The 24,734-nt window shown below is 74.0% G+C and carries 18 protein-coding genes and 1 pseudogene; 9 read left to right on the top strand and 10 right to left on the bottom strand.

The window, feature by feature from the left end:
• Positions 1-20 precede the first annotated feature (20 nt).
• The 6 genes and pseudogenes from UK82_RS18405 to UK82_RS18380 form a co-directional block, all read right to left on the bottom strand.
• The gene (locus UK82_RS18405; protein WP_161849133.1) at positions 21-1,241 is read right to left on the bottom strand and encodes a cellulase family glycosylhydrolase; all 1,221 of its coding nucleotides are present in this window, start codon (positions 1,239-1,241) and stop codon (positions 21-23) included.
• Positions 1,238-3,664, bottom strand: a complete 2,427-nt coding sequence (locus UK82_RS18400) for a glycosyltransferase (protein WP_055408339.1) — start codon at positions 3,662-3,664, stop codon at positions 1,238-1,240. The genes UK82_RS18405 and UK82_RS18400 overlap by 4 nt, the downstream gene beginning before the upstream one ends.
• Entirely contained in the window at positions 3,661-4,551 is an 891-nt protein-coding gene (locus UK82_RS18395) for a hypothetical protein (RefSeq protein WP_152989934.1), read from the bottom strand. Before UK82_RS18395 ends, UK82_RS18400 begins: the two co-directional genes overlap by 4 nt.
• 34 nt (positions 4,552-4,585) lie before the next feature.
• Positions 4,586-6,817, bottom strand: coding sequence for a hypothetical protein (locus UK82_RS33695; RefSeq protein WP_055408335.1), 2,232 nt, complete (start codon positions 6,815-6,817; stop codon positions 4,586-4,588).
• On the bottom strand, positions 6,814-8,271 hold the full coding sequence (locus UK82_RS18385) for a lipopolysaccharide biosynthesis protein (protein WP_161849132.1): 1,458 nt from the start codon (positions 8,269-8,271) through the stop codon (positions 6,814-6,816). The genes UK82_RS33695 and UK82_RS18385 overlap by 4 nt, the downstream gene beginning before the upstream one ends.
• A 448-nt stretch (positions 8,272-8,719) precedes the next feature.
• Positions 8,720-9,538: pseudogene (locus UK82_RS18380) on the bottom strand (glycosyltransferase family 2 protein); the annotation flags it as partial.
• A 1,000-nt stretch (positions 9,539-10,538) separates the two neighbouring features.
• On the opposite strand from UK82_RS18380, the gene UK82_RS18375 reads away from it, so the two are divergent.
• Complete coding sequence (locus tag UK82_RS18375) at positions 10,539-11,447, top strand: TIGR00730 family Rossman fold protein (RefSeq protein ID WP_236706098.1); 909 nt, start codon at positions 10,539-10,541, stop codon at positions 11,445-11,447.
• Positions 11,444-12,055, top strand: a complete 612-nt coding sequence (locus UK82_RS18370) for a TIGR00730 family Rossman fold protein (RefSeq protein ID WP_044883462.1) — start codon at positions 11,444-11,446, stop codon at positions 12,053-12,055. The genes UK82_RS18375 and UK82_RS18370 overlap by 4 nt, the downstream gene beginning before the upstream one ends.
• A gap of 13 nt (positions 12,056-12,068) precedes the next feature.
• Here UK82_RS18370 and folP read toward each other — a convergent pair whose 3' ends face one another.
• On the bottom strand, positions 12,069-12,881 hold the full coding sequence (gene folP, locus UK82_RS18365) for a dihydropteroate synthase (protein WP_055408361.1): 813 nt from the start codon (positions 12,879-12,881) through the stop codon (positions 12,069-12,071).
• A gap of 287 nt (positions 12,882-13,168) precedes the next feature.
• On the opposite strand from folP, the gene UK82_RS18360 reads away from it, so the two are divergent.
• From UK82_RS18360 to UK82_RS18355, 3 genes are all read left to right on the top strand, one after another.
• Positions 13,169-13,531, top strand: a complete 363-nt coding sequence (locus UK82_RS18360) for a DivIVA domain-containing protein (RefSeq protein ID WP_055408332.1) — start codon at positions 13,169-13,171, stop codon at positions 13,529-13,531.
• A 220-nt stretch (positions 13,532-13,751) separates the two neighbouring features.
• Entirely contained in the window at positions 13,752-13,919 is a 168-nt protein-coding gene (locus tag UK82_RS31635) for a DUF3117 domain-containing protein (RefSeq protein WP_011438211.1), read from the top strand.
• Positions 13,920-14,010: 91 nt separating this feature from the next.
• On the top strand, positions 14,011-15,816 hold the full coding sequence (locus UK82_RS18355) for a M17 family metallopeptidase (protein ID WP_236706097.1): 1,806 nt from the start codon (positions 14,011-14,013) through the stop codon (positions 15,814-15,816).
• Positions 15,817-15,865: 49 nt separating this feature from the next.
• On the opposite strand, the gene UK82_RS18350 is transcribed toward UK82_RS18355, so the two are convergent.
• From UK82_RS18350 to UK82_RS18340, 3 genes are all read right to left on the bottom strand, one after another.
• A complete protein-coding gene (locus UK82_RS18350; protein ID WP_044883465.1) occupies positions 15,866-16,234 on the bottom strand; it encodes a hypothetical protein in 369 nt (122 codons plus the stop codon).
• Between the two features lie 111 nt (positions 16,235-16,345).
• Entirely contained in the window at positions 16,346-17,935 is a 1,590-nt protein-coding gene (locus UK82_RS38565; RefSeq protein ID WP_236706096.1) for a hypothetical protein, read from the bottom strand.
• Between the two features lie 178 nt (positions 17,936-18,113).
• Complete coding sequence (locus tag UK82_RS18340) at positions 18,114-18,776, bottom strand: O-methyltransferase (protein WP_044883466.1); 663 nt, start codon at positions 18,774-18,776, stop codon at positions 18,114-18,116.
• 165 nt (positions 18,777-18,941) lie between these two features.
• Between UK82_RS18340 and sigE the strand changes: the two genes are divergently transcribed.
• The 4 genes from sigE to tatB all read left to right on the top strand — a co-directional run bounded on the left by sigE (position 18,942) and on the right by tatB (position 24,733).
• Positions 18,942-19,751 (top strand): RNA polymerase sigma factor SigE, encoded by an 810-nt coding sequence (sigE, locus tag UK82_RS18335; RefSeq protein ID WP_044883467.1) that lies wholly within the window; start codon positions 18,942-18,944, stop codon positions 19,749-19,751.
• Between the two features lie 557 nt (positions 19,752-20,308).
• Positions 20,309-20,515 carry a hypothetical protein gene (locus tag UK82_RS38560; RefSeq protein ID WP_236706095.1) on the top strand — a complete coding sequence of 69 codons (207 nt, stop codon included), beginning with the start codon at positions 20,309-20,311 and terminating at the stop codon, positions 20,513-20,515.
• 1,173 nt (positions 20,516-21,688) lie between these two features.
• Positions 21,689-24,121 (top strand): trypsin-like peptidase domain-containing protein, encoded by a 2,433-nt coding sequence (locus tag UK82_RS38555; RefSeq protein WP_236706104.1) that lies wholly within the window; start codon positions 21,689-21,691, stop codon positions 24,119-24,121.
• Between the two features lie 66 nt (positions 24,122-24,187).
• Entirely contained in the window at positions 24,188-24,733 is a 546-nt protein-coding gene (tatB, locus tag UK82_RS18320) for a Sec-independent protein translocase protein TatB (protein ID WP_055408326.1), read from the top strand.
• Position 24,734: the final 1 nt, after the last annotated feature.

The following is a 24,734-nucleotide window of genomic DNA, read 5'->3' as shown; positions in this document are numbered from 1 at the left end:
CGATCGTGGGCGGCCGAGGGTCAGCTCGGCGGGTTGTCCGAGAGCCGCCGCAGGACGGCGAAGAGCGGATCGTTGTCGGAGGGCAGCACGTCGTACCGTTCGGTGTCGACGACGTGGTTGAACTGCCAGATGAGGTAGCCGGACGCCCCGTTGTGGAACGCGGCGCGGACCTTCGCCGCCAGCAGGTCGGCCCGGCGCTCGCGGCCGGCGGCGTCACCGGCGGCGATGCCCGCCTCGCCGACGATCAGCGGTTTGCCGAGCTGCTGCGCGGAGGCGAAGGAGCAGGCGAGGGGGGCGCCCCGCACCGGCGCGCACTGCGGTGAGGTCGTGGCCGGCAGCGACCCGTCCTTGGCGCTGCCGGGCAGCGCCTCGGTGTCCGAGCCCCAGGCCGACCAGTCGTGGACCTCGGTGAAGTCGATGTTCGCCAGGCCGTAGACCGCGGCGAAGTCCGGTCCGCTCGCCCCCGGAGCCCCGTTGCTCTGGGAGCCGACGCTGACGAGATGGCGCGGGTCGGCGGACTTGATCACGCCGGCGATGTCGCCGGCGAAGCCCACGAGTGCCGGGCGGTTCTGGTCGTCGCGGGCGCTGGTCTCGGCCTCGTTCATCATCGTCCAGCCGAGGATCGTCGGCTCGTCGCGGTAGTGCGTGACGATCCGGCTCACGTAGTCCCGGTAGGACAGCGTCGCGTTGCCGAAGGGCACCCGGTAGCCCTGTCCGAACCAGGTGTCCCCCTGGTAGGCGGCCTTGCTGTCGGTGCGGGTGGCGGCCGTCGTGCAGTCCCCCCACTCGTTTTCGAGGACGGGCATGACCCGCATCCCGTTGGCCCGGGCGGCACGGATCACGCGGTCCACCCCGGAGAAGTCCGTCCCGCCCTGGGTGTAGGTCTGGAAGGCCCAGAAGCGCACGACGGTGGCGCCGGCCTGCTCGTGCAGGAAGCGGAAGTCCCGGTCGAGGTCCGCGTCGCTCACCCGCGGCCACCAGGCGCAGGTGTAACGGTCCGTGGCCGCGGCGTCGAAGTAGTTGAACCCGATGAAGCGGAACGGCTGCCCGCCCAGTTTCAGCTGGGCGCCGGAGCGGGTCACGAACTGGTCGGCCAGCTCCGGTCGCTCGGGCCCGGGCCGGTGGGTGGACGTGGCGGACCCGCCGGAGTGTCCGAACCAGGAGCAGCCGGCCAGCAGACCGCCCACGATGATCAGCGTGACCCCGAGCGATCCGGCCCGGCGCCACCTACCTGGGGTCAACTGTCCTCCAGCAAAGCTCGGGATCGGGGCCGCTGCGCGGCCGGTGGCGGGACGGTCGGCGCTGGGACGGTCGGCGCTGGGGCGGGCGTCGTGGCGGGTGTCGTGGCGAGGCCGAAGGTGGTCCGTCGGCCGGCGGACAGGCTTCGGTAGAGGGCCTCGACCGCGCCGACGAAACCCTCGACCCCGCAGTGCGCCCGCAGGTCGGCCGGCGGGTGATCGGCGCGCAGGCCGGTGTCGAGCACGGCGTCGACCGCCTCGGCCAGGGCCGCCCGCTCGGCGTTCCCGTCGAGTTCGGCGGGTAGCTTGATCGCCGTCGCCAGCGGCTTGGGGAGCCCCTCGAGACCCGGGCACTCGCCGTAGACCGTCGGCAGCCCGTTGGCCAGGGCCTCCAGAATGGCGAGGCCGAACGTCTCGTCGCGGGACGGGCTGACGAACACGTCGAGCGCGCTGAGCACCCGCGCCACGTCGGAACGCGCGCCGAGGAAGTGGACGGCGTCGCTGATCCCGTGCTCGGCGCAGCGGCGGCGCAGCGCGCCCTCCTGGGGCCCCACGCCGACGACGAGGAGCCTCGTGTCCCCCGTCGACAGCAGTGGCGCGAGCGCGTCGATGAGCACGTCGAACCGCTTGACCGGGGCGAGGCGGCCGACGGCCCCGACGAGGCGCACGTCCTGCGCGACGCCGAGCTCCGCGCGCACCGCCGCCCGGTCGCCGGCCGAGAAGGCCATGGCGTCGATGTCGGTCCCGTTGAGGATCACGCTCATCCGGGCCGGGTTGATCCCCCAGGAGACCATCCGGCGGGCTGTCGCCGCGGAGACGGCGACGGAGTGCTGCGCGAGCTGGACCAGCAGGTAGTAGAGCAGCCGCAGCCGCCGGGTGGTGGGGCGGCCCTCCATGGTCATCGGCATCAGCGAGTGCTCGGTCGAGACGATGACCGGCACGCCGGCGAGTCGCGCGGCGGGCAGCCCCCAGAACTGGGCGGCAAGCAGGTGCGTGTGGACGACATCGGGGCGCAACCGGCGCAGCATCCGCGCCAGCCGGAGGGGGGCGGCGAAACGCCGCCAGCCGGCCATCCCGAGGACGTGGACCCGGTGGCCGGCGGCGACCAGGTCGTCGGCGACGAGACCGCCGCCGTAGAGGCAGATCACCGTGGACTCGGCGCTGCCGCGCTCGACGAGGTGCTGGACCTGGCGTTCCGCCCCACCGGTCGTGAGCGCGGTGATGACGTGCACCACCCGGGCCGGCCGCTCACCGGCCCTCTTGCGCTCCTCCTTCCCCGCCTTCTTCCCCGCCTTCTTCGCCTCTTCCTCCTCTTGGTCGATTTCGTCGACGACCGTGCGGTAGACGGTGGCGAGCTCGTCGGCGCAGCTCTCCCAGGTCGGCAGGTCGACGGCGGCCGTCCGCCGCGTCCGCGCCGCGGCGAGCAGCGCGTCGGCGACCCGCTCGGCCGGCGTTTCCGGCGCCAGCCCGGTGACCAGGCCGTCGGCGACGAGATCCCCGGTGCCGGCCACGTCGTAGCCGACGACCGGCACACCCAGCGCGAGGGCCTCCATCACCCCGACCGGGTGGGCCTCGTAGTCCGACAGCGCCGCGACGACCGTCGCGCTGGCGAGCTCCCGGGCCATCGCGTCCCGGTCCCCGGGGGGGACGGCCCGAATGGTCACCGACCGGCCGACGCCCAACCGGTCGGCGAGCGCACGCAGATCCGCCTCGAACGGCCCGGCACCGAGGATCACCAGGTGCGCCTCGGGCTGGCGGCGCCGCGCGGCCGCGAGGGCCTCGATCACCCGGTGGTGGCCCTTGTATCGCTCCAGCCGTCCGGAGGAGACGATCCGCCCGGCGATGGGACGCACCTCGGCGGGAGCGGTGGGCAGGCCACCGCCGTTGCGGATGACCGTGAACCGGTCGGGGGAGATCCCGGTCGCCCCCTGGAACAGATCCCGCTCGAACCGGCTCACGCCGATCAGCCGGCGCGCGTCCCGCAGCAGCGGGCTCAGCGCCTTCCACTGCGCCGACCGCATCGACGTCCGGGCCCCGGAGGAGTGCCCACCGGTGTGGAAGGTGACGACGTAGGGGATGCCGGCTCGCCGCGCGGCGAGCATGCCGAGGATCGGCACCGCGGTGTGGACGCCCTGCAGGTGCACCAGATCCCAGCCGCCGCGGCGGATCACGTTCACCAGCCCCGGCGCGAGGTGGTAGTCGCTGCCGCGCGGCCAGGCCTGGCGGCGCAGCACGTCGAAGCCCTCGGCCCGCTGCACGCGCGGGCGCCGGCCGGTCCGGTCGGTCGTCAGCACGGTGAGATCGAGGTCGTCGCGCCGGCCGAGGCGGCGCCCGACCTCGTGCACGTGGGTCTCGGTGCCCCCGAGGTCGGGCAGGTAGCGCGCGGTGACCTGGAGCACCCGCAGGGGGCGCCGGCTGTCGCTCATCGGGATGGCTCCGTCCCCGGCGCGGGCCGCGCCGGATCTGCCTGGCGCGCCCCGAGGACGAGGCTGCGCAGGACGTGGTCGTCGGCCAGGCCGGTGAGGGTCACCACGACCCGCCGCCCGTCCGGCGCCGGCACGGTCACGTACGTCTGCCCGCTGGTCACCGCCAACGACGGGCGCAGGAGCACGGATCCCTGCCCGGCGTCGACGAACAACCGGTAGGGGCCGGCGGGCCGCGTCGCGGACACGGCGATCACCGCCGTGCCCGGCGCCGCCGCCTGCCCGGAGGCGGGCGCGGCTACCGCCAGCGACAGCGGCGGCTGTTCGGCCCGCTGGGTGGCCCGCACGGACATCGTGAGCGCGACCGTCACGACGAGGGCCGCCGCGACGAACCAGCTCGCGCCCAGCAGCCGCCGCGGGGTCAGCGCCCGCCCACCGGCCCGAACCGACTCCCGCACCGCCCGCCACCCGGCCGCAGCCCCGGTCCCGGCCGCGGTCCTGGTCCTGGCCGCGGCCCCGGTCCTGGCCGCACCGAAGCGGTGATGAAGCTCGCTGCCGAGCAGCGCGGCCAGCCCGGCCAGCCCGGCGGCGATCCCCCACGAGCGCTCGGTGATCCCGCCGGGCAGGTAGTTGAGGAGCAGGCCCAGGGCCATCAGCGAGATCAGGACGGACCCGGTGCCGACGACCAGCGCGTCGAGGTGGCCGACCCGGCGGGTCCGCACGATCGGCTCGACGGTGGCCACCACCGCGACCGCGGCCAGCGGGGCGGTGAGCGCGGTGGGGGCGGGGACGAGCACCGCCGTCACCGCCGCGACCAGGAGCGCCAAGCGGGCCACGAACGCGGGCCGCGGGTGGCGGGCCCCGGCCGTCACCGGGCCTGTGGCTGTCACCGGGCCTGTGGCTGTTGCCGCGCTCGCGGCCGTCTCAGGAGGCACGGAGGGCTCGCACGTCGTAGATGACGATGGATCCGTTGTCGTACACACGACGGGCTCCGTTCACCGTGGCGAACTTGTCGAGCGCGGAGATCGGGACCGGCGCCTGCCGGCTCTCCCCGCCCAGCTCTCCCGACTCGATGTAGACCCCCACGTGCGGCAGATCGGTCGCGTCGCGTCGGTCGACGACGACGTACGCCAGCCCGGCGTGGCGGATGAGCTGCCGGTCGACGGCGGTGAAGGTCGTCCCGAGCAGCACCGGGGAGGCGTCGATCCCGGAGCCGACGTGCCGGACGGTGTACTGATGGCCGATGGCGGAGGCGAGCAGCCCCGACACCCGGTCGGCGTAGATCGGGCTGCCGGGCGGAACATGGTCGGCGAGCCAGTGCGCGGCGGCCAGGTTCGCCGCGTCGACGCTGCGCGGATCGGCCGAGACCAGGTACGGGCCGGGCACCCGCAGCCACACCGGGCCGGCACCGATGATCTCCCCGCCGACGAACGCCACCAGGAACGCCGCGGTGGACACCAGCAGGCGCGACGCCGAGGCCCAACGTGACATCGAGGCCCAACGCGGCGCCGAGGCCCAACGCGGCGCCGAGGCCCAACGCGACGCCGAGGCCCAACGCGACGCCGAGGCCCAACGCGACGTCGAGGCCCAACGTGGCGGGTCGACCAGCAGCCAGGCGACGACGAAGCCGACGCCGAGGAAGGCGAAGCCGGAAGCCCGGTCGCCGACCTCGGAGGTCGCCGCCGTCAGGTGCCCGGCCGGGATGACCGGATAGAGCAGCGCGGTGAGGCTCAGGACGACCGCCAGCGCCGCGCGCCGGCGCACCCACACCCGCGCCTTGATCGCGGCGGGCACGAGCGCCGCCATGACGACGACGATCGAGCCGAAGGACACGTACTGCTGCCATCGCGGCGTCACGATCCCGCCGGAGTCGTGGAAGAGCTCGTGGGTCTGCTGCCCCTCGGTGAGCTTGGCGACGTCCCCGGCCGAACCCCGGTAGATCCCCAGCAGGTAGCTGCCGAGGGTGTTGCCCGGCCGCAGCGACGCGCCGATCACGATCAGCGTGCCGATCCCGGCCACGACCGTCAGCGCGAACACCGAGCCGTCACGGCGCCCTCGCCCGCCCAGGATCAGGGTCATCCCGAGCCATCCCCACAGGGCGGCGACGAGCAGCATCGACGTGAGGTGGTGGGAGAACGCCACGGCGCTCAGCGCCGCCAGCGGCAGGATCAGCGGGCGTAGCCGATCGGCCGTCCGCGTTCCCGTCCCCGTCCCCGTCTCCGCCCCGGTTCGGGACAGGACGAGGTACAGGGCCAGGACCGCCAGTGGCAGCGCGATCGTCTGGTAGGAGAACTGCCCGTTGAAGAAGACGAACTGCGGGTTGCAGACGTAGACGAGGCTGGCGAGGCAGCCCGCCCGGGTCGAACCGGTCAGCCGGCGGACGATCAGGATGAAGGAGCCGGACAGGACGACGCGGGCGAGGACCAGCACGACCGCCGCCGCCGTGTGGGCGGGCAGCCCGGTCAGCGCCCGCACCCCGTCGGTGGCCACCTCCAGGCCGGGGTAGTAGGGCGTCACCGGGAGCAGCGGGTTCGGCGTGAACAGATGGCGGTACTGCGCGATGTGGTTCAGGACGCTCTCGTGTACGAGCTCGTCGTGGAACACGAACCGGGTCGGGTAGAGAACCGTCCGACTGACCTGCAGGGCCAGCGGCAGGGCGAGGGACAGGATGATCAGTTCGCGCCCGCCCGTGCGCGGGTGCAGGAGGCGTACGGTCGGCGGCAGGAAGATGATCGACAGCGCCACCCAGTACAGGGATTCGGTCGTCACCTGGTCCTCGCCGCCGCGTCCCCGCTGGACGCAGTAGGCGACGAGGAGCAGGCCCAACGACATCGTCAGCAGGACGGGCCCGGTGAGGTCACGCCGTCGGCGCGCCGCCTCGCCCGAGGCCCCCGGGGCCGGGATCGCCCCGGCCTGGTCGCTCGCGGACGCCTCCAGGAGGGCGACGCCCACGGCCGTGGCACCGCTGGCGACGACCTCCGCGGTTCCGGCGCTGTCTGCGCTGGTGACGCTGTCTGCGCTGGGGATGCCGTCTGCGCTGGGGATGCCGTCTGGGGTGGTGATGCCGTCCGTGGTGGTGGTGACGCTGTCTGGGGTGGTGATGGCGTCTGTGGTGGTGATGCCGTCGCCGGGGGCCTGGTGGTCGACGACGGTCACGTCAGGCCTCCGGCGAGGGTCTCGACAGCCGGCTCCGCGATCGCGGGCGTCACGCCCGTGGCGGTGGCGGTGGTGGCGGGGGAGCGGCCGCTTCGGGCATCGGGGACGAGCACGGCCCGGTCGTTCGGCTCGACGGCGGGCAGGGGCGGCAGGTCCTTGCGTGCGGCCCACAGCGGCCGGACGAGCAGGGCGGCCTCGATGAGCAGAGCGCCGACCCAGGCCGCGCTCAACCCGGCCGTCCCCCCCAGCCGGGCGCCGGTGGCGGCCGCGGCGAGCTCGACGATCGCGCCGACGGAACAGATGAGTGCCGCCTGACCGGTGCGTCCCTGCACCCGACGAAGTGCCACGTAGTGGTCCTTGATGACGAACGGCAGGCCGGCAAGCACGATGATTCGCAGGGTGGTGACGCCGGCGGTCGCATACGAGTGGCCGAACACGGCCAGGACCAGACCGCCGGCCGGCAGGAGCACCGCGTCGGCCGCGAGGCTCGCGGCCAGGCCGATCGGGATCGTCATGCGCATCCGCCGGACTATTGACTCCTGATCGCCGGCCGCGGCCGCGAACAGACCGATGGTGATGCTGTACGGCAGCACGAACACGAACCCGGAGACCTGCTGGACGATGGAGAAGTAGCCGTTGTGCTCGGCCGAGATCGCGATCGTCACGATCACGGACAGGAGCTGCATGGGGGCCATCAGCACCAGGTTGAGCAGGTGGTGGTTGGCGGCCTGTCGGCCCAGCCCGCGCAGCAGGGTGAAGTCGACGGCGGGCTCGCGTGTTCGGCGGGCGTCGCCTGTTCGGCGGGCGTCGCGTGCCGCGCGCCAGGCGATCAGTGGCAGCGAGACGACGTTGCCGATCGTCCACGACAGGAAGATCGCCATACCGCCGCCGTGGCCCGTGTGCGCGAGCACCAGGAGCGCGCCGATCTTCACCGTGCTGGCGACCGCGTTGCGTTCGAGCTGGAGGCGGCCGTTGCCGAGGGCCAGCACGGCCTGGTCGAGCACGAGCGTCACACCGGTCAGCGCGACACCGGCGACGAAACCCAGTGTCGTCCACGGGGACGAGCTGATCGGGCGCAGGTTGTGGGCCGGGATGAGGTGGACGCCCCCCGCGACCACCAGTGCCAGCAGGGCGCTGGCGGCGGCGGTGACGGCGAGGGTCGTGCGCAGGAGCAGCTGGCGGTGGGCCGCGCCGACCCTGGGCAACTCGGCGATGAGCAGGGTGCCGAGGCCCAACATGCCCAGGGTGCCCAGCAGCATCATCAGCGAGACCGCGGCGCCGGCGAGGCCGACGGCGCCGACGCTGAACTCGCGCGTGGCCAGGGTCCAGTAGACGAATCCGAGCAGGCTCGTCACGGCCTGGGTGGCGATCAGGCTGGCGCTGATGGACGCAACCCGACCAAGGGCGGGAAGCCGTAGCCGCCGATCAACGCCCAGGGCGGGTAGCTTCACCACCCGCATCCCGTCCCCGCGCCGGCCGCCGCCGGCACGGGATCCTCATCCCTGCCGCTCCATGCCCGCTCATGGCTCCATGCCCGCCCATGGCTCCATGCCCGCCCAGGGGCCGTCGGTCCGGGCGTCACCATCCGCTGTCTCATCAGGCCGGCAAGCCTCCGGCCTGCACGGTGGAGTTCGACAGTGACCGCTCGCCCTCGGGCCGCTGAACCGGCACGGCTTCGGCGGTTCCGACCACCACCGCCGCGGGCGCGGGTGCGGGGCCGGCGGGTTGCCGCTCGACGAGCAGGTCAACCTCGCCGGCCAGGCGGCCGGCCGAGGCCGTGACCGGGGCTTCGGTGACGATCGTGGGTGATGGGGCCACCGGGGTCGCCGCCGGTGGTGCAGCCTGCGAAGGCTGAACCGGGACTGGCGTCGGCGTCGGGACCGAGCCGCGACGACGCGCCGCCCGGTACTCGACGGCGATCGTCCGCAGGACGCGCAGGCCGTCGGAGGTGGCATTGAGGTTGCTGCGCCCGTGCAGCCGGGACGATTCGAAGGAGGCGATCTCCGCGATCCGCAGCCCCGCGACATGGGCGCGGATGTTGATCAGGGTTTCGATCTCGAACCCGTCGCCCCAGCGCTTGCGGTCGCTCTCGGTGGAGTCGGTGGAGTCGGTGGCCTGCCCGTCGTCGAGGCCGAGGACCGGCAGGATTCTGCGCCAGAAGGCGTTGTAGCCGTAGCAGAGGTCGGTGTACCGGCTGCCGTGCGACCAGTTCGTCAGCAGGTTGAGTACGCGGTTCCCGGTGGCCCGCAGGCGGGTGATGTCGGTGGAGCCGGCCCCGGCGACGAACCTGCTGCCCTTGACGTAGTCGGCTCCGGCCTCCAGGGCAGCCACGAAGTACGGTATTTCGCCGGGATCCATCGAACCGTCGGCGTCGATCATGACGATGAGGTCGCCGGTGGCGGCATGGAATCCACAGGCCAGAGCGTTGCCCTTGCCTCGGCGGGTCTGGGTCAGCACCCGCAGGCCCGGCCACAGGGAGCGGGCGACCGCGACGGTGTCGTCGACGGAGCGGCCGTCGACCAGGACGATTTCGTGCAGACCCGCGGGCATACGACGGGCCAGCCACGGCAGGTTTTTGGCCTCGTTCATGGCCGGAATGATGACGGAGACGCGTGGGCCGGAATGGTGTAGGTGGACGCGTGGCGCAGGGTGGCGCACTCGTAGGCTCTCGAGGTCCGGACCGTTTGATTCCGGTGGTCCGATGGTATCTGCTTGCGGCATCGCGGTTTCCCCCTGCGCTGCGGTGGATGCATTGTGGCAGCTGCGCCACGATCGAAGGCTTGCCGGGGCGGCGGGCGCATGGTGTGGACGGGCAACAAAGAGGCGTGCCATATCGGGGTACGGGCGGCCATGAAGGCACCGCACCGGATGGTCGACAGCGTGCTATCTCGCACCCGCCGGGCCTGCGGCGATGGCGCCGGGCGGCCTGGTGACCAATGCCGTCGGACCGTTATGCGGGCGTCATCGAGCTCGGTGAACCAGCAAGAACACCGTGATGTACGGCCGGACATGCCGGTCCACGGAAACCTCGCACGGCGGTGGGCCCGCACGGCGCAACAGTGAACAGGTCAGCCGACCTGATGCCTGTGGGTGCAGCGAAAGATGAACCTGGCCGGGCTGTATCTCCGCCGGTTCGGCTCCTTACCGCCGACACCCGATCGGTGCATCGCTCTGCTCTGGGCGGCCGCGCATGGTGCCGGTTCCCCCCAAAGAACTGCATGCAAGTCTCTCCCCCATGTGTACGAGTAGAACCTGGCCGGCCGGGGGTGTCAAGGAGATGCGGCGAAATGTGCGCCCTGTAAAGTTGCTCGGCCAATGGTTACCCGAAGTTAGATGGACACTACAGTCGGATTCAATGAGAGGTAGCCGGGGGTGCGCCGTCGGTTGAGTTCCAGCCGTCGCGGCCGACGAAGTGTCGCGAAGAATGGGGAGGGTGCCAGATTGTCCGAGTCTGCGGGTTGGGCGAAGGGGGGTGCAATTTAGTGACGGAGGACACATCGGGCGGAGGAATCGTGCCGCTCCGCGGTTCACTGCTTCGGGCGACGGCACCCGCGGTCGGAACGAGAAGGAGGACGTTCTTCCGCGGCCACAGCCAATGGAACTTTGCCAGTTTTTGTCATTTGTGCGACACGTTGATCCCGTGCCGCGGTTCCGCCCGCTCCGCCCGCTCCTCCCGCGCACCGCAACCGGTGGGTCGTCCGTGCAGCCGTCTAGGGTGGGCGTGGTGAGCTCGCCCGCGAACCCGGATCCGCAGCCTGCGTCGCCCCCCGCCCACGGCGGTGAGCAGGCGCCACGCGCGACCGGGCCTGCGGCGGGGCCCGCCGCGGGGCCCGCCGCAGGGCCCGCTGCGGGGCGTGAGCGCCGCTACCCGCCGCCGGAGCAGTTCCGCGGGCCGGTCGTCGCCCGGCGCGGGCAGGTCGAACGATCCACCACCGACCAGCGGCTGCTCGACACCCGCAGCCCGTCGGGCTTCGTCCACGGCGACCCGTGGCGGGTGATGCGCATCCAGAGCGAGTTCGTCGAGGGCTTCGGGCTGCTCGCGGAGCTGCCGCGGGCCGTGACGGTCTTCGGTTCGGCGCGCATCTCCCCGGACGACCCGATCTACGCCCAGGGCCTGCGCCTCGGCGCCGGGCTCGCCGAGGCCGGCTTCGCCGTCATCACCGGCGGGGGGCCGGGGGTGATGGAGGCGGTCAACCGCGGCGCCCAGGAGGCGGGCGGGCTGTCGGTCGGCCTCGGCATCGAACTGCCGTTCGAGCAGCGGCTCAACGACTGGGTCGACCTGGGCGTCAGCTTCCGGTATTTCTTCGTCCGCAAGACGATGTTCGTCAAGTACGCCGAGGCGTTCGTGATCCTGCCCGGCGGGGTCGGCACGCTCGACGAGCTGTTCGAGGCGCTCACCCTCGTCCAGACCGGGAAGGTCACCCGGTTCCCGGTGGTCCTCATCGGGTCGCAGTACTGGTCGGGCCTGGTGGAGTGGCTGCGTTCGACCGTCCTGTCGGCCGGCCTGATCAAGGAATCGGACCTGCACATCCTGTCCATCACCGACGATGTCGACGAGGCGGTGCGCATCATCGTGCGGGGGACGGCCGGGCACGCCGAGCCGCCCCGCCCGGAGGTGCCCGAACCGTGAACATCTGCGTCTACTGCGCGTCCTCGTCCGACATCGACGCCGCCCACGTGGAGCTGGCGACCCGGACCGGGGCGGAGCTCGCCCGGCGCGGCCACACCCTGGTGTCCGGCGGTGGCTCCGTGTCGTGCATGGGGGCGGTGGCCCGGGCGGCGCGGGCCGGCGGCGCCCGCACCATCGGGGTGATCCCGCGCGTCCTCGTGGCGATGGAGGTCAGCGACACCGAGGCGGATGAGCTGATCGTCACGGACACGATGCGTGAGCGCAAGGCGCTGATGGACGACCGCGCCGACGGTTTCCTCGCGCTGCCCGGCGGGCTGGGCACGCTGGAGGAGTTGCTGGAGATCTGGGTGGCCCGAGTGCTGAGTCTGCACACGAAGCCCGTGGTCGTCCTCGACCCCGGCGGGGTCTTCGGTCACCTGCGGCTGCTCGTCGACTCCCTCGTCGCGGGCGGGTTCGTCCGGGCCGTCGCCCGCGACACCCTGATCTGGGCCACCAGCGTGGGCGAGGCCCTCGACCACCTGGAGGCCGCCGCGCCGGCGGGCGTGGTTCCCGCGGGCGCCGGCGCCCCGCCCCAGCCGACCGACCGGGAGATCATCGAGGGCGACTGACGGCGGGGGCGGGTCAGGCGACGCCGCGGCGGGCGACGGCGAGGTCGGCGTCGCCGCGGATCGCCGCGGTCATCCGCAGCGTGCGCAGCGTCGCGGCCACCTGGTGGGCGCGGAAGACCCGGGCGCCGAGCCAGGCGCTGATCGCCGTCGCGGCGAGGGTTCCCTCCAGGCGTTCGTCGACCCCGGTGTCCAGGGCCTCCCCGACGAAGTCCTTGTTCGACATGGCGACCAGCACCGGCCACCCGGTGGCCGCCAGCTCCGGCAGGCGCCGGGTGGCCTCCAGCGAGTGCCGGCTGTTCTTGCCGAAGTCGTGGCCCGGGTCGATGAGCACCGCGTCGGCGCGTACCCCCAGCGCCACGGCGCGTTCGGCGAGACCCACGGTCGTGGCGACGATGTCGGCGACGACGTCGTCGTAGGTCATCCGGTGCGGCCGGGTCCGGGGCGGCAGGTGCCCGGCGTGGGTGCACACCAGTCCGGTGCCGAACTCGGCGGCGACCTCGGCGAGCTGCGGATCCACCCCGCCCCAGGCATCGTTGAGCAGGTCGGCGCCCTCCCCGGCGACCACGCGGCCGACCGCCGCCCGCCAGGTGTCGACGCTGATCACCAGGTCGGGATGGCGCGCGCGGACCGCGGCGACGAAGCCGCCGACCCGGCGAAGCTCCTCGGCCGGGCTCACCTCGCCGCCGGGGGCCGCCTTGACCCCGCCGATGTCGACGATCCCCGCCCCGTCGTCGACGGCGCGGTCGACGGCGTCGAGCGCCGCGGCCTGTCCGTACGTCGCGCCGCGGTCGAAGAACGAGTCCGGCGTGCGGTTGACGATGGCCATGACCACCAGCTCCGACGGTCCGAACACCCGCCGGCCCAGCCGCAGCGGCCCCTGCCGCGGCCGCCCGCCCGGCCCCGGTGCGCCGTCCTGGCCGGTCCGGTCGGCGTGCGGCGGGCGTGGGGCCAGGGGCGACGCGGCGGTCCGGGAGTCGGCCGGGGAGTCGGCCGAGGAGTGAGACGGGGAGTGGGGCGTCGGGGCGGTCGTCTCGGCGGGGTCGGCGTCCACCCGGCCAGACTGCCAGATCGGGCGGGGTGACCAGGGTGGTCGGGGCATGGCACGATCGACCCGTGGTGCTCGTCGTCGAGATCGTGATCGTGGCCGCCGTCGTGTTCGCCGTGGCCGCGCTGGCCGTCGGCCGCTTCGACCGGCTGGCCCCCGCGCCGCCCGACGGTGCCTCCGTCGGCCTGCCCGCCGGCACGGTGACGGCCGGCGACGTCACTCGACTGCGCTTCGCGATGGCGCCGCGCGGCTACCGGATGGCCGAGGTCGACGCCGTCCTGCTGCGCCTGGCCGAGGAGCTGGCCTGGCGCGACGAGGAGCTGGCCCGGCGCGACGACGAACTCGTCCGGCTGGCGACCTTCGCGCGCATCGGCCCCGAGCCGTCGGTGCGGGAGCACCCCGTCGTGCCGCTGGACAAGCCGCAGGACTGACCGGCCCGCGTCCCGCGCGTCTCGGCATCCCGTTGACGGACGGTCGATCTGGGTCACGCGAGACCGACCGTGAGCGCGTCCGTCGACACCGGACACCCACCGTCCGATGTCGGTGCCGCCGACCGTTGTGATGCCGCGGGGAGACGTGTTTCGGTTTGCGGTCCGGTCTACGGGATAATCGTCGCCAGACGCAGGTCCGACGGCAGGAAGAGGTGCACCGATGGCGGCCATGAAGCCGCGGACGGGTGACGGTCCGCTCGAGGTGACCAAGGAGGGGCGCGGCATCGTGATGCGTGTCCCGCTGGAGGGGGGCGGTCGGCTCGTTGTGGAACTCACCGCCGACGAGGCGAGTGCGCTGGGGGACGCCCTCAAGACCGCGGTCAGCTAGCTGTTGATGCGTCCCGGCCGGGCGGCCGACCCGTGTTGGGCGGGGCTGGCCGGCCCGACGGCCGGGGGCGGCGGCGATGAGGGAGGGTCAGATGACCATGGACGGATCCGCGTCGAGTCCGGTGCTCGATGCTCTCATCGGGTCGCCGCCGGAGATCACTCTGCGGTCCGGGAGCGCCACCGACGCGGCGGCCTCTGTCGTCGCCGTCGTGCTGGCGGCGGGGGAGGACGGGCCGGTCCTCGCGGCGGCCACCCGGCGGGCGGCCGCCGATCTCGGGGTGGACCTCGACCGGCTCGTCGAGACCGAGTCCCTGCGCGGTGACGCCGGCTCCGTGCTGGTCGTCCCGCTCACCGGCGCGGAGCGCTCGATCACCAGGCTGCTCGTGGTGGGAGTCGGCGCCGGCCAGCCGGGGGACTGGCGGGCCGCCGGCGCCGCCGTGGCGCGCCGGGCCGGCGCGGCGGCGCGGCTCGCGGTGATCGCGCAGCCCGCGCCGGTCGAACTGCGGGCGTTCGCCGAGGGAGTCGCCCTCGGCTCCTACCGCGTCTCCGGACTGTTGGAGCGGGCCGGTCAGCCCGGCCGTCCGGCGGGCGGTGGCCCGGACGCCCGGACCCGGCCCGCCGCCGGGGCCGGCGCCGAGGCGCCCGGTCGTGACGCGCTGAACGTCAACGAGATCACGGTGGACGATGCCGGGCTCGACAGCGTCGACGCCGTCGGCCCCGCCATCGACGCCGCCGGCCCCGCCGTGGACGCGGGCGGCGGGGCGTCAGCGCCCGCCGCCGAGGCCGCCGGCGGGCCGCTGCGCGAGGTGGTCGTCGTCACCGACCTCGCGGCCGATCCCGCGGCGCTCGCCGCGCTGCGGGCGGCCCGTGCCGTGGCCCTCGGGGTGTACATCGCCCGCGATCTGGTGAACACGCCGAGCCTGGTGAAGTCGCCGGAATGGCTCGCCGACCGGGCCGTGCGCATCGCGACCGCGGCCGGCCTCACCGCGACGGTGCTCGGCCCGCGAGAACTGGCCGAGCAGGGCTTCGGCGGGCTGCGGGCCGTGGGCCGGGGTTCGCCGCGCCCGCCGCGGCTGGTCCGGATCGAGTACGACGGGGCTGGTGCCGCCCGCCATCGGGTTCTCGTCGGCAAGGGCATCACGTTCGACTCGGGCGGCCTCTCGCTCAAGCCGGCCGTGTCGATGATCGGGATGAAGACCGACATGTCCGGCGCGGCCGCGGTGCTGGGGACGATGACCGCGCTGCCGGCGCTCGGCGTGCCCGGTCGGGTGACCGGCCTGCTCTGCATCGCGGAGAACATGATCGGCGGCAATGCCATGCGCCCCGGCGACGTCATCACCTGCTGGGGTGGCACGACGGTCGAGGTGCTCAACACCGACGCCGAGGGGCGCCTGGTCCTCGCCGACGGCCTCGCCTACGCGGCGGGCGAGCTCGGCGCCGACGTCGTCGTCGACCTGGCCACCCTCACCGGGGCGATCGCCGTCGCGCTCGGCCGGCGCACCGCGGGCCTGTTCAGCTCCGACGACGATCTCGCCGCGGAGCTGACCACCGCGGCCGAGTCCGCCGGGGAGCGGGTGTGGCGGCTGCCGCTCACCGAGGACTACCGGCCGGCGATCGACTCGCCGGTCGCGGACCTGGCCAACATCGGCCGGGCGCTGGACGTCGGCGGCGGGTCGATCACCGCCGCGCTGTTCCTGCGCGAGTTCGCCGGGAAGCTGCCGTGGGCCCATCTGGACATCGCCGGCACGGCGCGGTCCGACTCCGACGACGGCGAGATCAGCCGCGGCGGCACGGGCTGGGGGGTCCGTACCCTGTTGCGTTGGCTGGCCGCGGACGCCACCTCGCCGGCGGACGTGATCACGCCGGCGCCGGCGGAGGCGTCAACCCAGGTCGGCTAGCGACCGACCGGTGCCCGGCAGCGGGCGCCGGTCCGGGGGCGGGCGCCGGTCAGGGGGTCGCCCCGGCCGAGCTCAGGCTGATGAGCTGGCGGCGGGCCCAGCGCAGGCTGTCGTGCTCCTCCATCACCGCGGGCCAGCCCGCCAGCGCCGCCTCGATCGCCTCGCGGTCCGCCACCGCGAGGATCTCGACCCGCAGCTCGTCGATGTCCGCCTGGTCGACGCGGAGCTGGTCGAGGTAACGGGCGAGGATCCCGCCGGGGTGCGGCTCGCGGACCGAGTAGATCTCCCGGGTGTCCTCGACCCAGCTCAGCCGGTAGGTGCTGTGGATGTCATGGTGGTCGGTCCACCCGTCCCCGAAGGGGACCTCGGCGGAGGCCTGCCGCCGCGGCTCCTCGCCATAGAACTCCCGGATGTTCATGGATCATCCTTCCTCGCGGGACGGACCCGCGTAAACGGCCGGACGCCGGTCGGCGGCCGGCCCCGCCCGGTCCTGGCCAGCACCGCCAGCCCGGCCCGGGTGGTCGCTCGCTCAGGAAGCCAGCCGCTGCAGCGCCGTCTCGTAGCCCTTCGCCTGCCCGTCGGTCAGCACCAGGGAGACGCGGAGGACCACGCCGCCCCGCACGTAGACGTACTCCGTGACCAGCGGATTGTCCTTGGTTACGGTGAGGAGCCGGGTGGCCCGCCGCTGAGCGGCCGCCGCGTCGTGGAACGCCTCGACGGCGCCGCCACGCTCGATCGCCCCCGCCGGCGCCCCCGCCACCTCGTTCGAGCCCACCCGGGAGTCGCTGAACGCGATCCGGCTGGAGTAGCCGCCCGCCGTGCCCAGGAGCCGGTCGGGGTCGGTGGCGGCGGTGTAGACGACGGTCGTGTGCAACGGCAGGCCGGCCTTGGCCAGGCTGATCGCGACCTGCTCGGCGGTGAGGTTCGTCAGGAGGCCGCCGGCACCGCCCTGGACTGGGCCGGTCGGGTCGGCCGTGCCGGTGGGGAGTCCCGGAGTGCCGGCCGCCCCCGGGCTTGCCACGGATGGGCTCGCCGGACCCGAACCCGGACCCGGACCCGCGGCCGGCGCCGTGCGCGCCTGGTGCGCCGGTCCCACCATCCGGTTCAGCGCGTACCCGGCGGCGCCGGCCAGGACGGCCACGACCAGTACGAACACGACGTAGCGCAGCAGGCCGTCCCGCGCGGCGGCGCCAGGCGGCCCGGCCTCCCGCTCGTCGGCCCCGCCGCGAGGATCGGCCCCTGCGCGCGAGCGGTAGCTCGCGCCGCCGGCGAGACCAGCCCCGCCGCCGTCATGGCCCCCGCGCCCGACGCTGCTCCCGCGGCCGATGGTGCCCTCGCGGCCGCTGTAGGCCCCGCGGTCGACGCGGTCGGCGCCCTCACGGCGGTTCGTGTGGATGCCGGGGTCGGTGCGCTCATCGTGGATGGGGCGGCTACCGCGATCGCCCTGGATGCCGCGATCGCCCTGGATGCCGCGATCGCCCTGGATGCCGCGATCGCCCTGGATGCCGCGATCGCCCTGGATGCCGCGATCGGCCTGGCTGTCGCGACCACCCTGGGCGGCGCGACCGTTCCGGGTGCCTCGATCGAGCTGGGTGCCTCGATCGCCGTAGCCCCCGCGGCCGGCGTACTCATCGGGACCGTCGTGCCGGCCGCGGCCATGGTCTCCGCGGCCGTCGCGGTCTCCGTGGCCGGCATGGGGATCGCGCCCGTTGTAGGGATCGCGGGGGTAGGGGGTGCGGTCGGCATGGCCATCGCGGTTGCCGAAGTTTCCGCGGTCGTCGTGGCGGCGGCGGTCGTCAAAGGAGGCCCGGGGGTCCTCGTAGCCCCCACCGTCGTCGTAGCCCCCACCGTTGTCGTAGCCACCGCCGTCGTCGTAGGTCCCGCCGTCGTCGTAGCCGCCGTGGTCCTGGTAGCCGCCGCGTCCGTCGTAGTCTCGGCGCTCCCCGCGGGCACCGATGTCCGGGTAGGCACCCGAACGGGCCCGATCGGTGCGAGTGGCGTGGGCACCGCGGTCGGCGTGGATATCGCGACCGTCGCCCTCGTACCCGCCGAAGTCGTCGTAGCGCCGGTACTCCCGGGCCGCCGGTGCCATCCACTCCCCAAGGCGTCGAAATGTCACGCTTGAGGGCACCTTACGCGCCGAGCGGGCCAGACCCCCGGCGCGCCGCGGTTGCGGGCGGGTTCCGTCCAGTCACGGCACCGGGCCTGGGCGCCGCGTCCGGGCGGGCTGCTGCCAGGACCGGTCGACCGGCCTGACGCTGACCCTTACGGGCTACCCCGGGCCGCCCCCGCAGGTCCTAGCCGACGGGTGAGGACTTGGCGACCACTGCAACCAGCAGGCCGCCGCCGGTGGTGAGGAGCATCTGGGTGAGCCGCATGTCATCGCGCACGGCGGTGGCGAGCTCGCGGACGGCAACCGCGTCCGGGCCGCGGGCACCGGGATCGGCCGCCTGGCCCTCGGCCAGCACGCCCGCGAACACGACCACTCCGCCCGGGCGGAGCAGCCGCAGTGCCTGCGTGAGGTACTCGGTGCCCTCTCGGCGGTCGGCGTCGCAGAACACCAGGTCGTAGGCGCCGTCGGTGAGGCGTGGGAGGACGTCGAGGGCGCGGCCCGTGATGAGCCGGCTGCGGCCCGGCGCCATCCCGGCGTCGGCGTAGGTGCGGCGCGCCAGCCGGAGATGCTCGGCCTCGACGTCGATGGTGGTTAGGGTTCCATCGGGCCGCATCCCGCGCAGCAACCAGGTACCGGAGACCCCGGTACCGGTGCCGATCTCGACGACCGCGCGGGCGCTCACGGCGGCGGCGAGGAATCGCAGGACCGCACCGGCGCCCGGGCTGACCGGGACGATCCCGACCTCCTCGGCGCGGGCGCGGGCAGCACGAAGGATCGGGTCTTCCAACAGGAAGCCCTCGGCGTAGGCGGCGGCGGAGTCAAGCTCGCCGATGTCGGTGTCCGGCATGACATCCGCAGCCTACGGGAACGGGAGAGCACAGAGGCGCGTTCATCTGGTCAACGCGCATCGTGTCGAGGAACGAGGGGAGAAACATCGGTGTCCGCAGCGGGATTCGCCGCTCCCTGGCCGGCTCGTCGGGTACGTTCGACGCGAACCGACCGAGAGGCGGCCGTGGCTGCACAGGACTCCGGGGCGGGTTCCGACGCCGCCGGCGCCGCCGCCACCTCAGATGTTTCCGGTTGGGTGCCGCCGTCCTGGGAGGACGTGGTCCGCGAGCACGGCAACCGGGTCTATCGGCTCGCCTACCGTCTCACCGGCAACGCCCACGACGCCGAGGACCTCACGCAGGACGTTTTCGTGCGCGTGTTCCGGTCCCTGGCGGACTACACGCCCGGCACCTTCGAGGGCTGGCTGCACCGGATCACGACCAACCTTTTCCTCGATCGCATGCGCCGGCAACAGAAGATCCGGTTCGACGCGCTGCCCGAGGACACCGAGCGGCTGGCCGGGCGCGAGGCGAGCCCTGAGGCGGTCTACGCCGAGGCTCATCTCGATGCCGACGTCGAGGCGGCGCTCGCGGCGCTGCCGCCCGACTTTCGGGCCGCTGTGGTGCTGTGCGATATCGAACAGCTCTCCTACGAGGAGATCGCCCAGACGCTCGGCGTGAAGCTCGGCACGGTCCGCAGCCGGATCTCGCGCGGACGGGCGATGTTGCGGGCGGCGCTGGCGGACCGGGCGCCCCGCACCGCCGACGGCGCCATGCTGGTCGCCGCCGAGGACGCCGACGACGTCTACGCCAGTCCCGCGGCCCCGGCCGGCCGGGCCGATGCGCCCGGTGCCGCCGACGCCGAGTATGATCAACCTGCTGCCTCGCCCGGCTCGCGACGAAGCCGCGACGACGGGCGTGGCAGGGGCGGGCGGCGGCGTGGAGTTGTTCCCGCCGGAAGCAAGGGTGGTGCTCCTGCGGAGCGGCCCGCGTGACCGAGCATCTTGGCGACCGGGTCTCGCCCCTCATCGATCATCAGCTTGATCACGACGCGCGGGACCGCGCGCTCGCGCATCTCGCCGGCTGTGCGGACTGCCAGCGTGAGGTGGTGGCGCTCCGCCAGGTGAAGGCCCGGTTGGTCGCGCTGGGCGATCCGGGACTGCCGGACGACGTCGCCGCCCGGCTGCTGCGCATCGGCGCGAGCGAGCCGTGGCCGAAGCGCACCATGGCAGATCCCCGACCCTCGCCCTTGTCGCCCTCCAGGCGTACGCCCAGCCGACCCGATGCCACCGGCCACGGCCGGTCCGCGGCCCAGCCGACCGATCGGGTGGCGTCCGATCGGGTGGCGTCCGATCGAGTGGCGTCCGATCGAGTGGCGTCCCGGCGCAGATCGCGCCGCGGATCCACCGAGCCGCCCGGCAGGACGAGGCCTGGTCCCCGGGCCGCGCGGCGGGGCACCGGGCGCCGGCAAGGGGCTCGACCGGGTGGATCGCGTGATCGGCTTCCTCTGCGGCCGTCGCCACCCCCGCGGCCCGGCCAGGGCCGCTCGAGCATGCGTCGGACCCTGCTCGGTTCCGCCGCGCTGCTGATGCTCGCCGTCACCGGCGCCGCCGTCTCGGACGGTCGGGGCAACGCCCGTCCGGCCGGTCCCATCGCCGTGCCGACCGTTTCCTCCGTGGTCGTCCCAGGCTCCCCGGCCGGTGGCTCTCTGCGCCTGATCCCCATGTTCACGCCGATGAAGGTTTCGTTGCGCCGTTGACGTAGCGTTCCCGGACGTCCGCGGTTGACGAGTACTGAACGTCGCGGAAACATGTGCTCACCCGCCGAGCCTGCGTCGGTCGCGTCCGTGCTGCCCCCGTGTTCCCTTCCGGGGGTGCCCGCACGTGGCGGTCATCCCGCGCAGCAGCGGAGACCGTCGGCGATTTCACCCCCGTCAGGGTGGCGGGAGGATGCTGCTGATCGATACCTGAAAAGTCTTTTTTCGACTGTTCAGCAGGAGAGGTCTCCTCTGCTCTGATGTGAGGCTTTACCGTGTTACCCGCTCGGAGTCGTTGCGCGGGGCCTCCCAGGACGGAACCGGTTGCCGGTGTTCCGCCGTGTCGCGCGACGAGCGAGTCGGGAGGTCGTGGTGGACGGCAACGACGACAAGGCGGCGATCGCCGGCATGGAGCCGGTGGACACGCCGATCAGGCCGCGGCGCCTCGAACGGTCATCCGTGGTCATCGATCCGTCCGCCATGCCCGGGTGCGGTGGGACCGAACCGACCGGGGAGCCTCAGCCCGCCGGCCGGCCCGTCGCCGGTGATGCCGATGCCGCCAGCCCCGCCGATCCGGCTGCTCCTGCCGCTCTGGCCAGTTCCGCGGCTCCGGCCACCTCTGGCGGTCCCGCGGGTGCCGCTGTTTCTGCCGGTGCTGCTGCTGCCGGTGCCGCTGGGACCGTCGTCCGGGCCGGTGGTTCGACTCCGGTCGAGCGGGGCATGGACCGGCGGCCGGAGAGCCCCGGCGCCCGTGACGAGACGACCATCCCGTCGACCTCGGCGGCGATGCCCGCCAGCCCGCCGCCCCGGAGCTTCAACGGAGCGGTTCCGGCCGCCTGGTCCCCCTCCACCGACCCGCGGCCCGGCGCTGCGTCGGCCGCGGGAGACCCGACCAGCCGCTCCGCGGGGTCTCCGCCCGCGGTGCCATCGCCTGCAGCTCCTCCCTCTGCAGCTCCTCCCGCCGAGGTGCCTCCGCTCGGGGGCGTCCGGCCCGACCTCACCGCCCTGACCGGCAGGCCGGCGGCGTCTTCCGAACCCGCGGCGGGTGCTCTCGTGGCGGGACGGTCCGGGTTTCGCGCCGGCGCCGCCCTCTCGCGAACCCAGGCCACCGGACGGGGTTCCCAGACAGGTTCCAGACCGTCCACCCACGCCGTCCCGGAGCCGCCCGTGCGCGCGATGCCGATCTCGGGAGCCCGGCGGTCCGCGCCGCCGGCGGCGACTGCATCGGCCCAGGTCACTCTGCCGACCCAGGGCAGCACGCCGACCCAGGGCAGCACGCCGACCCAGGGCACCACGCCGGCCCAGGGCAGCACGCCGACGCCGGGGACCGCACCGACGCCGGGGGCTGCGCCGACGCCGGGGGCTGCGCCGGCGGGTCGAGCGGGGCCGGCGGGTCGAGCGGGGCCGGCGGGGGATCGTGAGCCGCAACGGCGAGTCGAGCGCGCCCGTGCGGCCGGGACGTCCAATGGCGTCACGTCGGGTGACGGCCCCGAACTGCCGTCGCCCGACGGCGTGCTGCCCACGCGGGACGACGCCGGGCTGCGGGCGAGCGCTACCGGCGCGACGGACGGGCTCGAGGTGCTCGACGAGATGCACACCAAGGGCGCAGTGGGTCCGCGTGCCGAGTCCGCAGGGCCGGAAACGGCCCGCCAGGACCGGCCGGCTCCGGCTCCGGCAGCGCGTCCCGCGTCCCGCCGGCCGCCGGTGCCGCCGCCCGGTGAGGGTGGGCAGCGCCCGTCGACCGGTGCCCGGCACGGGCGGCACTCCGGCCGCAGCACCGGCGGCCCTGGCTCCACGGCGGCCACAGCGGCCACGGCGGATGGTGCGGACGGTGCGGACCGCGCCACCCGGGCCGGCGGCCGGACCTGGAGCCTGCGTGCGGGTGCCGAGCGTGCGGGTGCCGAGCGTGCCGGTGCCGAGCGTGCGGGTGCCGAGCGTGCCGGTGCCGAACGCGCCGGTGCCCAACGCGGTGGAGTCGCCCACGACGATGCCGCCGGCCTTCGCGGCGAGCCCAGCGGCGCCTCGGCGGCCGCGAGCAGGGTGGAGCGGCCGGCGGTGTCGACACCGGCGACTGCCGGTAGCCGGCAGCCCGCCGCGCAGGCCGCAGGGATCTTCGCTGCTGTCGCGGGGTCGCAGTCGGTTGCGGGGTCGCAGTCGGTCGCGGGAAACCGCGGCGGGTCGGCGGCAACCGGCGCCCGCGGGCAGGGTGCTGGCCGGGCCACCGACGCCAGGCCGGCTCCGAACGGACGCGCCGGATCGGGGGTGAGCGTCGCGCCGGCGCGGGAGTCCCGCCGGGGAGCCGGATCGGTGACGGCCCTGCGGCCCGCGCGGCCCGCTCGGCGCGTCGGGATCGCCGGTCCCGGCGGGGAGGCGACGCCGGCTCCGCGCGCCAGCGGTGACGGCGATGACGATCGCGATGCCGGCTCCGCGTACCCCGCGTCGTCGGCGCAACGGTCGGCGCCGGGCGGCGGCGCGGGGCTGGGGGGTGCCCCCGTCGTCCTCGGCCGACGGGTACTGCTGGCGTGTGTGCTGGTCGCGGGGCTGCTGGGCGGTGCGATCAGCGGCTTGGCCGTCGCCATCACCACGGGCGACACCAGCGTCCAACCGGTGAAGACGCTCTCCGTCGGCAGCCCGGCTCCCGTCACCGACCGGCGCACGGTCGCGGCGATCGCCGCGGCCGCGCTGCCCACCGTGGTGACGGTCGACGTCGGCGGGGTGGGCGACGACGGCAGCGGCGGCACCGGCTCCGGAGTGATCATCAGCTCCGATGGCTTCATCCTCACGAACAACCATGTCATCGCGTCCGCGGTCGCCAGCGGCAGCCCGATCTCGGTGCGCCGCTACCAGGAGTTCGGCCAGATCCAGGCCCAGCTCGTCGGGCGAGACCCGCAGACCGACCTCGCCGTGCTGCGCATTCCCGCCCCGACGCCGCTGCCCGCCGCCACGCTGGGCCAGTCCGGCTCCCTCGTGGTCGGGGCGCCGGTCGTCGCCATCGGGGCGCCGCTGGGCCTGTCCGGGACGGTGACGACCGGCGTCGTCAGCGCCCTGGATCGCAATCCGACCGTGCCGGCCGAGAACGGCAGCGCTCCCACGGTCCTCATCGGCGCGATCCAGATCGACGCGGCGATCAACCCGGGGAACTCCGGCGGTCCCCTGCTCGACGCGCTCGGGCAGGTCGTCGGGATCAACGCGGCGATCGCGGCGGTCCCCGGCCACGAGGAGCAGACCCAGAGCGGCAGCATCGGCGTGGGCTTCGCCATCCCGGTGGACTTCGCGCGCTCCGTCGCCCAGGAGCTCATCGCGACCGGTCGAGCCACCCATCCCTACGTCGGCGCCTCGGCCGCCACCGTCACCACGGGCGAGGCGACGGCCATCGGCGGGGTGCCCGGCGCCCGGCTGGTGAGCCTCGTTCCCGACGGCCCTGTGGCCCGGGCCGGACTGCGGGTCGGCGACGTCATCACCCGGATCGACGCGAACACGATTCGCGGGACGAACGATCTGCTCGTGGCGGCCCGGCTGCATCGGGTGGGCGACAAGGTCACCGTCACCTACGTGCGCGGTGGCGTCACCGCAACCACCCAAATGACACTCCAGGAACAACAGAACTGAGTATTGGACATCCTTTCGTTGCCCAGGAGTTCCGCGCGGCAACATGGGGAGAGGTACGCTCAGCCGGTGTTCAACGGTGTCGGGTGGGGTGAAGTCGTCGTCCTGCTGCTGATCGGCCTGTTCGTCTTCGGCCCGGACAGGCTGCCCAAGGCGGCCCGGGACGCGGGGCGCATGCTCCGCCAGCTCCGGCAGATGGCCAACGGCATGCGCAATGATCTGCGGTCCGAGCTCGGCCCGGAATTCGCCGATCTCGACATTCGGGATCTGCATCCGAAGACCTTCGTCCGCAAGCACCTGTTCGAGGACGAGCCCCCGCTGCCGCCGTACCTGACGAAGCGGACCGCGCTGGACGCGCTGCTCCTCGGCGACGACACGCCCGCGACCCCGTCGCTGACGAAGTCCTCCCTGCCGAAGGACGCCTCCCGCGAGGCCGGCCGCCCCGCCGCGGACACCCCCGCGCCGCCGGCCCCGTCGACGCCCGCGCTGCTGTCGAAGTCGTCGCCCCCGAAGAAGGCGACCGCCTCCCGCGCCGTCCCGCCTCAGCCCATCGCCCAGCCCGACGTCGCCGCCCCCTTCGACGCCGCCGCCCCCTTCGACCCCGACGCCACCTGAG

The sequence above is a fragment of the Frankia sp. ACN1ag genome (assembly GCF_001414035.1).
In the GTDB taxonomy this organism is placed as follows: Bacteria; Actinomycetota; Actinomycetes; order Frankiales; family Frankiaceae; genus Frankia; species Frankia torreyi.
Note: the sequence above shows the minus strand (reverse complement) of the source record. Positions and strands in the feature narration are given on the sequence as shown.

Excerpts from the sequence above, each read along its gene's own strand:
- UK82_RS18400 (WP_055408339.1), bottom strand. The coding sequence starts at position 3,664 with ATGAGCGACAGCCGGCGCCCCCTGCGGGTGCTCCAGGTCACCGCGCGC.
- folP (WP_055408361.1), bottom strand. The coding sequence starts at position 12,881 with ATGGCCATCGTCAACCGCACGCCGGACTCGTTCTTCGACCGCGGCGCG.
- UK82_RS31635 (WP_011438211.1), top strand. The coding sequence starts at position 13,752 with ATGGCGGCCATGAAGCCGCGGACGGGTGACGGTCCGCTCGAGGTGACC.
- UK82_RS18355 (WP_236706097.1), top strand. The coding sequence starts at position 14,011 with ATGACCATGGACGGATCCGCGTCGAGTCCGGTGCTCGATGCTCTCATC.
- UK82_RS18350 (WP_044883465.1), bottom strand. The coding sequence starts at position 16,234 with ATGAACATCCGGGAGTTCTATGGCGAGGAGCCGCGGCGGCAGGCCTCC.
- UK82_RS18340 (WP_044883466.1), bottom strand. The coding sequence starts at position 18,776 with ATGCCGGACACCGACATCGGCGAGCTTGACTCCGCCGCCGCCTACGCC.
- UK82_RS38560 (WP_236706095.1), top strand. The coding sequence starts at position 20,309 with ATGCGTCGGACCCTGCTCGGTTCCGCCGCGCTGCTGATGCTCGCCGTC.
- UK82_RS38555 (WP_236706104.1), top strand. The coding sequence starts at position 21,689 with ATGCCGATCTCGGGAGCCCGGCGGTCCGCGCCGCCGGCGGCGACTGCA.